The organism is Gaetbulibacter sp. M235, assembly GCF_043876835.1.
Classification (GTDB): Bacteria; Bacteroidota; Bacteroidia; order Flavobacteriales; family Flavobacteriaceae; genus Yeosuana.
In genome coordinates, this window is record NZ_JBAWJZ010000004.1 from 156868 (window position 1) to 170122 (window position 13255).

Annotated in this window: 15 protein-coding genes and 1 tRNA gene; 8 read left to right on the forward strand and 8 right to left on the reverse strand. The window is 32.6% G+C overall.

Translation table 11 applies throughout. The features are described from left to right. Window positions 1-9 precede the first annotated feature (9 nt). Window positions 10-1275 carry an acetyl-CoA hydrolase/transferase family protein gene (locus tag V8G69_RS08115; RefSeq protein WP_394881334.1) on the forward strand — a complete coding sequence of 422 codons (1266 nt, stop codon included), beginning with the start codon at window positions 10-12 and terminating at the stop codon, window positions 1273-1275. On the opposite strand, the gene V8G69_RS08120 is transcribed toward V8G69_RS08115, so the two are convergent. Together V8G69_RS08120 and gpmI are read right to left on the reverse strand one after the other, a co-directional pair. After that, window positions 1276-1686 carry a BT0820 family HAD-type phosphatase gene (locus tag V8G69_RS08120; protein WP_394881335.1) on the reverse strand — a complete coding sequence of 137 codons (411 nt, stop codon included), beginning with the start codon at window positions 1684-1686 and terminating at the stop codon, window positions 1276-1278. A 54-nt stretch (window positions 1687-1740) separates the two neighbouring features. Continuing rightward, window positions 1741-3258, reverse strand: coding sequence for a 2,3-bisphosphoglycerate-independent phosphoglycerate mutase (gene gpmI / locus V8G69_RS08125; RefSeq protein WP_394881336.1), 1518 nt, complete (start codon window positions 3256-3258; stop codon window positions 1741-1743). A gap of 249 nt (window positions 3259-3507) precedes the next feature. Here gpmI and V8G69_RS08130 point away from each other — a divergent pair, with 249 nt between their 5' ends. Next, complete coding sequence (locus tag V8G69_RS08130) at window positions 3508-3888, forward strand: ankyrin repeat domain-containing protein (protein WP_394881337.1); 381 nt, start codon at window positions 3508-3510, stop codon at window positions 3886-3888. A gap of 140 nt (window positions 3889-4028) precedes the next feature. Further along, window positions 4029-4101, forward strand: a tRNA-Gly gene (locus tag V8G69_RS08135). 34 nt (window positions 4102-4135) lie between these two features. On the opposite strand, the gene pepE is transcribed toward V8G69_RS08135, so the two are convergent. Further along, complete coding sequence (pepE, locus tag V8G69_RS08140) at window positions 4136-4843, reverse strand: dipeptidase PepE (protein WP_394881338.1); 708 nt, start codon at window positions 4841-4843, stop codon at window positions 4136-4138. Between the two features lie 114 nt (window positions 4844-4957). Between pepE and V8G69_RS08145 the strand changes: the two genes are divergently transcribed. The 5 genes from V8G69_RS08145 (at window position 4958) to V8G69_RS08165 (ending at window position 9903) form a co-directional block, all read left to right on the forward strand. After that, window positions 4958-5755 carry a hypothetical protein gene (locus V8G69_RS08145; RefSeq protein ID WP_394881339.1) on the forward strand — a complete coding sequence of 266 codons (798 nt, stop codon included), beginning with the start codon at window positions 4958-4960 and terminating at the stop codon, window positions 5753-5755. Further along, window positions 5742-6542 carry a hypothetical protein gene (locus tag V8G69_RS08150; RefSeq protein WP_394881340.1) on the forward strand — a complete coding sequence of 267 codons (801 nt, stop codon included), beginning with the start codon at window positions 5742-5744 and terminating at the stop codon, window positions 6540-6542. Before V8G69_RS08145 ends, V8G69_RS08150 begins: the two co-directional genes overlap by 14 nt. 69 nt (window positions 6543-6611) lie before the next feature. Next, window positions 6612-7115 (forward strand): DUF6702 family protein, encoded by a 504-nt coding sequence (locus V8G69_RS08155; RefSeq protein WP_394881341.1) that lies wholly within the window; start codon window positions 6612-6614, stop codon window positions 7113-7115. 109 nt (window positions 7116-7224) lie between these two features. After that, window positions 7225-9537 carry a M1 family metallopeptidase gene (locus tag V8G69_RS08160; RefSeq protein ID WP_394881342.1) on the forward strand — a complete coding sequence of 771 codons (2313 nt, stop codon included), beginning with the start codon at window positions 7225-7227 and terminating at the stop codon, window positions 9535-9537. Between the two features lie 78 nt (window positions 9538-9615). Beyond that, on the forward strand, window positions 9616-9903 hold the full coding sequence (locus V8G69_RS08165) for a twin-arginine translocase TatA/TatE family subunit (protein WP_394881343.1): 288 nt from the start codon (window positions 9616-9618) through the stop codon (window positions 9901-9903). A gap of 2 nt (window positions 9904-9905) precedes the next feature. On the opposite strand, the gene V8G69_RS08170 is transcribed toward V8G69_RS08165, so the two are convergent. The 5 genes from V8G69_RS08170 to V8G69_RS08190 all read right to left on the reverse strand — a co-directional run bounded on the left by V8G69_RS08170 (window position 9906) and on the right by V8G69_RS08190 (window position 13254). Beyond that, entirely contained in the window at window positions 9906-10547 is a 642-nt protein-coding gene (locus tag V8G69_RS08170) for an O-methyltransferase (RefSeq protein ID WP_394881344.1), read from the reverse strand. Beyond that, window positions 10547-11629, reverse strand: coding sequence for an amidohydrolase family protein (locus tag V8G69_RS08175; RefSeq protein WP_394881345.1), 1083 nt, complete (start codon window positions 11627-11629; stop codon window positions 10547-10549). The genes V8G69_RS08170 and V8G69_RS08175 overlap by 1 nt, the downstream gene beginning before the upstream one ends. Before the next feature lie 6 nt (window positions 11630-11635). Continuing rightward, window positions 11636-12169: a 3-hydroxyanthranilate 3,4-dioxygenase gene (locus V8G69_RS08180; RefSeq protein WP_394881346.1), complete on the reverse strand. Its 534-nt coding sequence runs from the start codon at window positions 12167-12169 to the stop codon at window positions 11636-11638. A 110-nt stretch (window positions 12170-12279) separates the two neighbouring features. After that, a complete protein-coding gene (locus V8G69_RS08185) occupies window positions 12280-13062 on the reverse strand; it encodes an SDR family oxidoreductase (protein ID WP_394881347.1) in 783 nt (260 codons plus the stop codon). Beyond that, window positions 13063-13254 carry a hypothetical protein gene (locus tag V8G69_RS08190; RefSeq protein ID WP_394881348.1) on the reverse strand — a complete coding sequence of 64 codons (192 nt, stop codon included), beginning with the start codon at window positions 13252-13254 and terminating at the stop codon, window positions 13063-13065. Between the last annotated feature and the right edge of the window lies 1 nt (window position 13255).

Sequence of the window (13255 nt, forward strand, 5' to 3'; positions counted from 1 at the left end):
CCAATAGTAATGTATAAAATCGTTAAAGCAGAAGAGGCTGTAAAAGCTATTAAATCAAATGATAGGGTTTATGTTCAAGCTGCTGCAGCTGCACCTCAACTGTTAATTAATGCTATGACTCAACGACACGAAGAGTTGAGAAATGTTGAGGTTTGTCATTTACATATTGAAGGAAATGCACCTTACGCAAATCCTGAATTGAGAGATAGTTTTCATGTTAATTCTTTTTTTGTAGGCAATAATGTTCGTCATACATTGGCAGCAGGAAACGGTTCGTACACGCCAGTGTTTTTAAGTGAATTGCCCTTATTGTTTAAAAGGAACATTTTACCGCTTGATGTGGCTTTAATTCATGTTTCAGTGCCAGATAAGCATGGGTATTGTTCTTTAGGCGTTTCGATTGAAGCTACTTTGGCAGCTATAGAAAATGCTAAAATTGTTATAGCTCAAATCAATCCTCAAATGCCAAGAACCCATGGCGATGGAATTATTCATTACAAAGAAATAGACTTGTTTGTTGAATGTGATACGCCCATACCAACTCATGATATGCCTGTTTCAACTGAGCTTGAAAATAAAATTGGCGATTATGTTGCCAGTTTAATTGAAGACAGAAGCACACTTCAAATGGGTGTTGGAGTGATTCCTAATGCTGTATTATCTCGTCTTTCAAATCATAAAGATTTAGGGTTGCACACCGAAATGTTTTCTGATGGGGTTATTGATCTTATTTTGAAAAATGTTATTAATGGCAATTATAAAAAAGTGAATCCAGGGCGTGCATTAGCTACATTTTTAATGGGTTCAAAACGTTTGTATGATTATGTAGATGATAACCCTTTTGTTGAGTTAAGAGCATCCGATTATGTGAATGACATATCAATTATTAAACAAAACCCTAGAATGGTTGCCATAAATTCTGCTATAGAAGTAGATTTAACAGGACAAGTCTGTGCCGATTCAATGGGTTCAAAAATATATTCTGGCGTAGGGGGTCAAATGGATTTTATACGAGGAGCCTCTTTAAGTGAAGGAGGAAAAGCAATTATAGCATTGCCATCTATAACCAAATCTGGAATCAGTAGAATTGTACCTTCTTTAAAATCGGGTGCAGGAATTGTTACTACTCGGGCACATGTTCATTATATCATTACAGAATATGGAATTGCTAATTTGTATGGTAAAACTATAAAAGATAGAGTGAAAGCTTTAGTGAACATTGCACACCCAGATCATAGAGAAAGTATTGAAAGAGCTTATTTTGAATTGATTTGATTATTTAAAAAAATTAAAAAAACTTTTCTTTTTGTTTTCTTTTGGAAGATTTTCGGTTGAGCCAATAAGCATTTGATATATTTCTCCCCAACCTATAAAACCTCCAACATTTCTGTCATCGATAAATAAATCTGCATGGATTTTTCTACTCATGTTATGGTCAAATTGTTCTTCAGGAAAACTACTGTTTACTGCATAAAAAAAGACGCCGTTATCATTACAAAATTTAACGGCATCTTCTAGTTTATCTCCATACCTATAGGTCCATAAAATAAGTCTATGGCCATTTTCCTGTAGTTTTTTTAAAGTTTCAAAAGCAAAAATTATTGGCTTTCCAATACTAGGATAAGCATCTTCAACAATGGTTCCATCAAAATCAACAGCAATAATAAGCTTATCGTTTAAATTCATTGAAAATTTACATTTGGTTGATGTAAATGTACAATAATTTTTTTTTGATGTATTTTAAATTAAAGAATGTCTTGTCATAGCTTCAGGTTGTTCTATTCCCATAAGCTTTAGAATTGTTGGTGCGATATCTCCTAAAACACCATCCTCAACATGCTTTAATTCTTTATCAATTAAAATAACTGGTACTGGATTTGTTGTGTGTGCTGTGTTTGGTGAGCCATCTGGATTTATCATGGTTTCACAATTTCCATGATCGGCAATTAAAATGGTTGTGTAATCATTTTCAAGTGCAGTTGTAACCACGTCTTTCACACAAATATCGACAGCTTCACATGCTTTAATGGCAGCTTCCATAACTCCAGTATGTCCAACCATGTCACCATTTGCAAAATTTAAACATACAAAATCAACATCTCCTTTTTGTAATTCTGGTACCAAAGCATCACGTAATTCGTAAGCACTCATCTCTGGTTTTAAATCGTAAGTGGCAACTTTTGGTGAGTTTCTCAAAATTCGAGTTTCTCCTTTGAAAGGAGTTTCTTGACCGCCTGAAAAGAAAAAAGTTACGTGTGGATATTTTTCAGTTTCCGCAATCCTTATTTGTTTTTTATTGTGTTTTTCCAATACTTCACCTAAAGTTTCTGTTAAGTTATCTTTATTGAAAACAACGTTTACGTTTTTAAAACTTTCATCATAATTTGTAAGCGTAACATAATATAAATTCAATTTATGCATGTTTTGCTCATGAAAATCTTTTTGTGATAGTGCTTCTGTTAACTCACGACCACGATCTGTTCTGAAGTTAAAAAATATGACTACATCACCATCTTTAATTTTTGCAACGGGTTCGTTGTTTTCATCAACCATAATAATTGGCTTGATAAATTCATCTGTGATATCGTTTTTGTAATTTGATTCAATAGAATCAGTCACATTTGTTGAGAATTCTCCAATGCCATTCACCATGGCATCATAAGCCAGTTTAACACGTTCCCAACGTTTATCTCTATCCATGGCATAATAACGGCCTGTAACAGTAGCTAGTTTGCTGTTTGTTTTTTCCAACTGCTCTTCTAAAGCTGTTAAAAAGCCATAACCAGATTTTGGGTCAACATCACGACCATCAGTAAAGGCATGAACGTATGTTTTTGTTAAACCAAAATTATTTGCAGCTTCCAACAAACCAAATAAGTGTGTAATGTGTGAATGTACTCCACCATCACTTAAAAGTCCAAGGAAATGAACATCCTTGTTGTTTTCTTTGGCATATTTAAAAGCATCAACCAGTACTTTTTCATTGTTTAGGGTTTTATTTTTAACAGCAAGATTTACTTTAACCAAATCCTGATAAACTATTCTTCCAGCACCAAGGTTCATATGTCCAACTTCACTATTACCCATTTGTCCTTCAGGCAATCCAACATGTAATCCGTCTGTTCTTAAGGAAGCATTTGGGTATTTGGTATAAAGAGAATCTATAAAAGGTGTGTTTGCATTATCGATAGCCGATACTTTAGGGTCGGGAGATTTTCCCCAACCGTCAAGAATCATTAAGATCACTTTTTTATTCATTTTTAAGGTGTTTTTAATACACTTCAAAGATAAAGAAGTTTAATAAGAAAATGCAGAAAAGAGCTTTCCGAATTGCTTATTTATAAAAGCTTTTTTTAATAAAATAATAACAAAAAACACATTTTGTTTGAAGAAACCAAAATGTTAAATAAATGTTATTAATAGTTTTTTTGTGTAACAGATTTTAAAAGGCATCGTCTTTATAATACATCAAAAAACGAATCAATAAACAAATTAAAATCTTTCATCATGAAAAAAACAATCATTATTTCAACAATCGCGTTATGTTTATCAATCGTAACTGTTAGTGCCAAGCCTGTCAGTCCTGTAAGTTATCATACAGAATCTGTATTTAAAGTAAGCCCGTTTTGTCTGTCAATTGTCAAAGGAGATTTTGAAACTGTGAAAAAGCTAATTGATTTAGGAGCAGATATTCATGGAAAGTCTGATGGAATGACTCCTGTTATGTATGCAGCAAGATTTAACAGAGTAGAAATTTTACAGCTTTTAATCTCTAAGGGTGTAAACTTAAAAGCAAAATCAGATCAAGGCCTGACTGCTTTAAAATATGCAGAGTTGTCAAATGCCCTTGAAGCTTTGTCCGTTATTAAAGAAGCTTTAGATAAATAATTAGTGTATTTATATTTATTTGAATTAGTCACTCGAGTAAATGAAACGCCTTGAAATTCAAGGCGTTTTTATTTTTTAAATTTTTCTGTATTTTAGAATTGGAAATGAACAAATAGATTCTTTATATTTGCATTGAAAAGGCGGGAGTAGCTCAGTTGGTAGAGCGTCAGCCTTCCAAGCTGAATGTCGCCGGTTCGAACCCGGTCTCCCGCTCAAAAAAAAGCCTAATCGTTTGATTAGGCTTTTTCTATTTTAGCGTATTAAGTTCTGTTTCGGGCTTTACTTCATATGGAATTTTTTCATGTTCAAAAATACGAGCAGTGAGAGTACCCTTCAAAATGATTGAATCACCTTTAACTAATAACCAAGATCCTTCTCTTAAACCAATTACTGGCTGCGTATTAAAACTGTGAAATTCTTTAATACGAGTTTCCCTGGTTTCTCCCATATGTTTTATAGTTGTATTTGAATCTAAAAAATGTGGGTTCAAATTAAATGGCACCAATCCTAAGGCATTAAAACTTGGCGGATATACAATGGGCATATCGTTAGTGTTTTTTATTGTAAGTCCACAAATATTGCTTCCGGCACTTGTTCCTAAATAGGGAGTTCCATTGGTGACAGCATTTTTTAAGGTAGTAATAAGATTATGTTTGTAAAGCTGATTTAGTAAAACAAATGTATTTCCGCCACCAACAAAAATGCCTTCAGCTTTATTAATGGCTTCAATTGGATCATCAAAAGTATGAATACCAACAACAGTTTTTCTTATTTTAGAAAAGGAATCCTTAACTTTATTGGTGTAATCATCGTGTGAAATGCCACTTGGCCTTGCATAAGGAATAAAAAGAATACTATTGGCATCTTTGAAAAACACCTTTAATTCATCCAATATATATTCTAAATAATCACTTCCATATAGCGTTGAGGTACTGGCAATAAATATGTTTTTCATTGAAATTTTGTTTTTTGTAAATGTAATTAATTGAAATGTTTAACAAAATTTTAAACTCTTATTTCATTTAATTTAAGAAATGATGTTCGTTCTTTATATCTTTAATAGATGTTGATGAAAAAACTTTTACTTTATATAGTATTTATCTCTTCTTTGACTTTTGTCTGGAGTCAAAATAATGAACGCATTAAAATTAATGGGATTATACTTTCAGAAAATCAGGATGTTGAAGGTGTTACCATTTTTAATACATCATCAAACAAAGGAGCAATTAGTAATGAAAAAGGCGAATTTGTTATTGAAGTTTCCCTAAACGATCGCATTGAAATTTCAGCACTTCAATTTAAACCAACCATAGTTACTGTTGATAAATTTGTAATTGCTGCAAAACAATTGAAAATTTACTTAATAGAACAGGTTAACCAACTAGGAGCGGTTTTATTATCCTATGGACTTTCTGGAAACTTAGATACAGATATAGACAAAGTTGTAAATATGCCTTTAATTACAATTGATGTTGGTAATATGGGAGCTTTAGAATATGTAGATAAAGCTTTCGATAACACTGTTGTTGAAGATGCTTTAAACAAAACCGTGAACAAAGGGCAAATATACAATGGAGTCAATTTTGTTGAAATATCTAAGTTGATATTTAAACCCAAAAAGAAGGCGAGAAATTCAAATGAAAAGTTGAAGGACGAAAAGCAAAAAGAATTGTTGGATGTTTATTCACCTTCAAAGATTAGTCGGATATTTAATTTGCCTGAAAGTGAAGTCCCATCTTTTATCGCCTTTTTAGAATCAAAAGAAATCAATCAAGAGTTGTTTAAACCTGAAAACGAACTAAAACTTATCGAGTATTTAATTGAACAGCGTAAATTGTTTTTAGAATCTAATAATGACAAAAATTAAATATTTATTAATTCTTTTATTTTTAGTTTATTGTCAATCATTGGTTTCTCAAACTGTTGAAATTCAAGGTAAAATTAAAAGTAGCGTCGACGTCGAAAATATTCATGTAATCAATAAAACAGCAAAAGCTTATACAATTACAAGTAAGATTGGAGATTTTGTAATTAAAGCAAAACTCAATGATACCATTGTTTTTAGCTCTATTCAAACCCAATTAAAAGCAATTGTTGTTGATGAAGAAATAATTAATAAAAAAACAATCGAAGTCAATTTAGAAGAACAGGTTAATCAATTGGACGAAGTTACAGTTGGTAAAATTTTAACCGGTGATTTACTTTCAGACATTAATAATACAGAAGGAGAACCTCCAATAAATTTTTTTGATGTTGGAATTCCGGGTTATACAGGCAAGCCTGCAACTCAAAGCGAAAGAAGGTTAAGTGAGGCAGGAGAATTTAAACCAAAAATGCTTTTGGGTCTTTTAGGCGGCGGCTTGCCATTAAATCCAATATTGAATGGGATTTCAGGAAGAACAAAAATGCTAAAGCAGCGCGTTGAAATTGAAGCTAAAGAAGAACTCATGTATAGCATTAAATCACGTTTATCAAAAGATTTTTTAATGTCAAACCCTTTAGAAGATGATATGGTAATGGATTTTTTCTATTTCTGTGCAGATGATGAAAATTTTGTAAAACATTGTAAAAACCAAACCGATTTTAATATATTAATCTTCTTAAGAATGAAGTATAGACAGTATTTGGAAAATTTAAAAACAACTAAAGATTAATTTTTTGGAATACTTTTTGACCAGTTAAAATAAATTACTTTTGAAAAACCATTTAGTTAACTAAGAAAAATGAAAAAAATACAAATTGTTCTATTAATAGCTTTAATACCTTTATTAGCATTTACAAGCTTTCATAAATATTATATAAGTGTTACAGAAGTAGATTTTATTGAGAAAAAACAATCTGTACAGTTAACAACTCGCATATTTATTGATGATTTTGAAAAAGTATTGCGTGAGCGATATGATGAAAATTTAGTTTTAGGAGGAAAAAATGAATCACAAAGTGTTGACAAATACATAGAAGCCTATTTAAAAGATAAGATTAAGGTCAATATTAATGGTAAAGACATGAACTTAATTTTTATTGGAAAGGAATATGATATGGATATTATGCAATGTTACATTGAGATTGATAAGGTGAAAAAAATAAATTCCATAGAAATTACCAATCAAGTTTTGTTCGATTTATATGATGAACAACAAAATATGGTTAAGACAAAAATTAACGCTAAACAAAAAAGTTTTTTACTTAATCAAGGTAATAAAAAAGCTTTGTTAAATTTTAATTAAAAAAACGTAAATAGATATATTATTTCATTATTTTCGAACGCTTTTCAATAAATAATTCAAAAATTGTTTGTTAAAAGGTGAAATCGATGCATTAACTTTAAAGTCAATAATGAAAAAATCTATTTTTTACTTTCTATCCTTCATCTTAATTTCTGGAGGGATATTTGCTCAAGAACAAAGTCAAGACCAAACAAAGCCTAAAACAGGTCACACCAACAACAACAAATTCAAACAGTTATACGATGAGTTTTCGACTCCAAATATGTTTAGAACTGCCTCTGGAGCACCTGGACCTGCATACTATCAGCAACAAGCAGATTACAAAATGGATGTTGTATTAGATGATGAAAACACAAAATTATCAGGCAATGAAACAATCACTTATACAAATAAATCTCCTGATGTACTTACATATCTTTGGGTTCAACTTGACCAAAATAAGAGAGCTAAAGATTCAAAATCACCACTAATAGAAGGAGAAGGTTACAGGCCAGCAACATCAGCCTCAAATTTTGTAAGCACTTACATGAAAGAACCTTTTGATGGTGGATTCAATATTTTAGAAGTAAAAGATACAAAGGGAAGTGATTTAGCACATACTATTAACAGAACAATGATGCGTGTTGAATTGCCTGTGCCATTAAAAAGTGGAGAACAATTTTCGTTTTCAATTAAATGGTGGTACAAAATAAATGACCATTTAGTTGATAGAGCACGTTCTGGGTATGAATATTTTCCTGAGGATGGAAATAGAGCTTATGTTATTGCTCAGTTTTATCCAAGAATGGCCGTATATAATGATGTTGAAGGATGGCAAAACTCTCAGTTTTGGGGTAGAGATGAATTTGCCTTACCGTTTGGAAATTTTGAAGTAAATATTACAGTTCCTGCAGACCATATTTTAGATGGAACAGGCAAATTAATGAATAGAAAAGAGGTTTTTTCTAAAACCATGCTTCAACGTTATGAAGAAGCAAAAAAATCATATGATAAACCTGTTATAATTGTTACTCAAGCTGAAGCAGAAGCTGCTGAAAAAGGATTTTCAAAAGAGACAAAAACATGGAAAATGTATGCCGAAAATGTTCGCGATTTTGGATTTACAACTTCAAGAAAATTTATTTGGGACATGATGGCAGTTAAAATAGGAGGTAAAGATATTATGGCTGTCTCGTTATATCCAAAAGAAGGAAATCCGCTTTGGGAACAATGGTCAACAAGAACGGTTGCCAATACTTTAGAATCATACTCTAGAATGACTTTTGATTATCCATACCACAAAGCAATTTCTGTACATGCTAAACAGCAAGGTATGGAATATCCAATGATTTGCTGGAATTATGGAAGACCAGAAAAAGATGGTACTTACAGCGATCGTGTAAAATATGGAATGATAGGAGTTATTACCCATGAAGTAGGTCATAACTTTTTCCCAATGATTATAAATAGTGATGAGCGTCAATGGACATGGATGGATGAAGGGTTAAATACTTTTGTTCAGTATGTTGCAGAGCAAGATTTTGGAAAAAAATATCCAGAAGCTTTGTCTCCAGGGCATAAAAATTACCCTTCTGATCGCGGACCTGCTCGTATGATTGTGCCTTATATGGGAGGAAATCAGGATTTTATTGCCCCAATTATGACCAAAGGTTTAAATGCCTATCAATTTGGAAATAATGCCTATGGAAAACCTGCTACGGCTTTAAATATTTTAAGAGAAACAATCATGGGACATGATTTGTTTGATTATTCTTTTAGAGAATATGCACACAGATGGATGTTTAAACACCCTACGCCTGAAGATTTCTTTAGGACTATGGAAGATGCTTCAGCTGTAGATTTAGATTGGTTTTGGAGAGGATGGTTTTATACAACAGATTGGGTTGACATAGGGATTAAGGAAGTAAAAAAATATTATGTATCTTCTAAACCTAATGCTGAAGGTGAAAGATTGTTAGAAAGATATAAAAGGTTCAATGTAAATACTCAAGATTTTGTGTATTTGGTTGAAGAAGGAAGCGAAGATTTTGATGAAAGTATGCGTAATTCAGATCCTGTTGAGGCTTCAAAGAGTTTGAAAGAATATTTAATGGATAACTTTACAGAGGCTGAACGCAAAAATATTAAGAGTCCAAAATATTTCTATAGTGTTACTTTTAATAAGCCAGGTGGATTAGTGATGCCTATTATTGCAGAATACACATATGCAGATGGAACAACTAAAAGAGAAACGTATCCAGCACAAATTTGGAGATTAAATGATAATGAAGTGAGTAGAACCATAGCTTCTGAAAAAGAGATAGTTAGTATTGTTGTGGATCCAGATTTAGAAACTGCAGATGTTGATACCTCTAATAATTCTTGGCCAAAAGAAATTAAGCAGAGTGATTTTGATAAGTTTAAAGACAAAGTTAAAAATTAACTAAAAAATTAACAATTAAAGCCGATTTTTTATAGTCGGCTTTTTTTATTCTAGTCAAACACTTACTATATTTGTATCATGATACATCATTCTACATTTTTATTTATAAGTGGTGCAGAAATAGCATTCATACTATTTATTGTAGTTATGGTTTTTGGTGCAGATAAAATTCCTGAGATTGCTCGTGGCCTTGGAAAAGGTATGCGAACTCTTAAAGATGCAACAAACGACATAAAAAGCGAAATCACAAAAAGTGCTGAAAAAAACGGAATTGATACCAGTGTAGTTGACGACGTTAAAAAGCAACTCGATAGGGTTAAGGACGATATTGGCGATTTTACAGGTTCTGTAAAAAGAAAATTATAGAATTATTTTTTTCTGCTTATTGTCAAACCATCTCTTATTGGTAATACAACGGTTTCCACTCTTTTATCTTCTTTTAGCAAAATATTGTATTCTAATAATGCTTTTGTAGACGTATCATCAGGATTTAAAGGTTCTATAACTTTTCCACTCCACAACACATTATCAGATAAAATAATGCCACCAGTATTTAATTTGTCTATTATAATTTTAAAATAAGCTGGATAATTATCTTTATCGGCATCAATGAAAATTAGGTCAAAAGTTTTATCAAGTTTCGGAATTATTTCTAATGCATTCCCTAAATGCTGGATTATTTGTTTTCCAAATAATGATTTGTCAAAATATTTACGCTGAAAATCTTCTAGTTCTTCGTTGATATCAATAGTGTGAAGTTCACCATCTTTTTGCATGCCTTCTGCCAGACATAGTGCCGAATAACCTGTATAAGTTCCAATTTCCAAAATATTTTTTGGATGCACTAATTTAGAAATCATGCTTAAAACCCTGCCTTGATAATGGCCACTTAACATGCGTGGTTGTAATATCTTCTGGAAGGTTTCCCTGGTTAATTCTTGAAGTAATTCTGGTTCATCTTCAGAATGGGCCACAACATAGTTATCTAATTCTTCAGGTATAAAATGCATTAGGATAGTATTCTGTTAAGTAACTTTTGTTTTGCTGTTTCATCATCTCCACAAAGCCATTGTATTACATTGTCCTGCCAGATAGCATCACGCTCATCTTCTGAAATGATATGACGTTCCATGGCAAGATCTAATATTTTTCCTGGGTACGATGATTGTTTAATGCTTTCCATTTCGCCCAAAGGATAAGGGTCATCTAATCCCATAATAACCTGTTTTGACCCTTGGTTTTTTATCAATAATTCCAATGAACCAGTATCGTGTACTAACGTGTCAAAAAATATATTTTTATGCCCTACCGCTTTTCTTGGGTGATGTTTGCCTTCGAACAAATCGGGTCTGCCATCAAAACCTTGAATACGTCTTCCTAAATTAATTTGAGCCAGTTGTCCGCCATGAGCAAAACAAGTACGCATGTTAGGATATTTTTCCTGATACCCATTTAAGGTTAAAAAATGATAGGCATCAGCACATTGTGCCAACATCCAAATCAAATGAAAACGCCAAGAGGTGTTCTCCAGTTTTATAAACTTTTCACCATCATAAGGATGAATTTCTACAGCAAGATTAAACTTGTTTGCCAATTCAAAAATAGGTTCATTTTCTTCATCAAAAATACAACGCCATGTTCCAATGGTATCCATATAATGTGTGGGTAAACACAATAGCTGCAAGCCATGTGTTTCCACGCAACGCTCAATTTCCCAGCAAGCACTTCTAACAAATCCAGGATGAACAACAAAACCACAAGTAAATTTATTTGGATTATCATGCTGAATACGAGCGTTGAAATCATTTTGAAAACGAAGCGCTTGTTTCATTTCTTCAACACGTAAGCCATTGCCATATAGTTGGGATAAGTTTAAAACTACGGCATGATCAATTTTAAAGCGCTCCATCCACTCTAATTTTTCGTGTAAGAAGAAACTTGAGTCGGTTACAGGACGACTCCAATCCTTTTGAAGCATGAATTTCCTGTCTTTATCAACCCAAAAAATTCCTTTTTCCCGCATGAAATCTGGAATCTCTTCTGGATAAGGTAATAAATGTGAATGCCCGTTTATTCTAAGTTTTTGTGTCATAAAAATTTACTCAATTTTTACTTTTTTGGGTGGTTCCATGGTTTTACCACAATTAGGGCAAGTTCTTTTATCTAAATCACCATAATATTTGTCAAAAATTTTAGGCATGTCCGTTTCAATATTCTTAACCGTAAAATCTTCTTCATATAGTTTTGTAACACAATTTTCACAAAACCAAAGAAGCGCATCACGCATGCCTTCAGGACGTTTGTATTCAATAACCAATCCAACAGTATTCGCCCCACGTTGTGGCGAATGCGGTACCTTTGGTGGCAATAAATAAATATCACCTTCCTTAATATGCACATCTTTAGGAGTGCCCTTATCAATAATTTTTAAAACAATATCACCTTCTACCTGATAGAAAAATTCAGGTGTTTCATTGTAGTGATAGTCCTTTCTGTTATTGGGTCCACCAACAACCATCACAATAAAATCACCATCTTTCCAAACCACTTTATTGCCAACGGGCGGTTTAAGTAAATGACGGTTTTCTTCAATCCAAGCTTTAAAATTTAAAGGCGAAACTAAATGACTCATGGCTAAATATTTTGGGCGTGCCGTTTTTTGCTTGATGCTTCAAAACGTTGGGCTTTTCGCGCTACATGGTAGCTAGCTTCAATCCCTCACGCGATTTTTAAAATCTAAAGTTACAAACTTTTTGTTCGTCCACCATCAACTGGAACATTAATTCCATTTACATAACTAGCTGCTTCGCTAGCTAGAAACGTAATAACATTAGCTGTTTCATCTGGTGTTGCAAACCGTTTTGCAGGACTATAATTTTTCATTATTTCAGCCATCTCTTCCACCGATGTGCCTTCTGTGTTAGCTTTAATTCTAATGATTTCGGTGAGTCTTTCAGTCTCTGTAAAACCTGGCAACACGTTGTTTACGGTGATTCCAAATGAGCCTAATTCAATTGAAAGGGTTTTACTCCAGTTTCCAACGGCTCCACGAATGGTATTGCTAACTCCTAGTCCTGGAATTGGCTCTTTAACTGATGTGGAGATAATATTTACAATTCTACCAAAACCTTCTTTTTTCATAAAAGGAATAACTGCCTGTGCCAGCACATGATTGCATTTTAAATGCTGTGTAAAGGCATTGTCAAATTCTTCTAAACTGGCATTTAAAATGTCCCCACTTCTTGGTCCGCCAGTGTTGTTTATAAGAATATGAAACCCATGATTTTCATCAATAAACTTAATTATTTTTTCTTGTAAATCTCTTGGGTTTGAAAAATCGGCTACAATAAACCCATGGTTTTCATTATTTGGTAATTCTGCCAATACCTCTTTTAATTTGTCTCTGTTTCTGGCAACTAAGGTTACTTTTGCTCCTTCATTCGCTAACGCTATAGCTGTTGCTTTGCCAATACCTTGAGTGCTTCCGCAGACTAATGCGTATTTGTTATTTAAGTTTAAGTTCATTTATTTTAAATGTTTTATTAATCGAAAGACAATCACAACTATTAATAGTATAAAAATTATAATGGTTAAAGGTTGAATCATTAATTTTCTTGGTAGATTGTTTTCTTTTTCAAAATCTCTTCTTTTTTTCTTCTTTTTCCAGAATTTTAGTTGTTCTATTAAATCTAAAATATTAACAATTAAGCTCTCCATT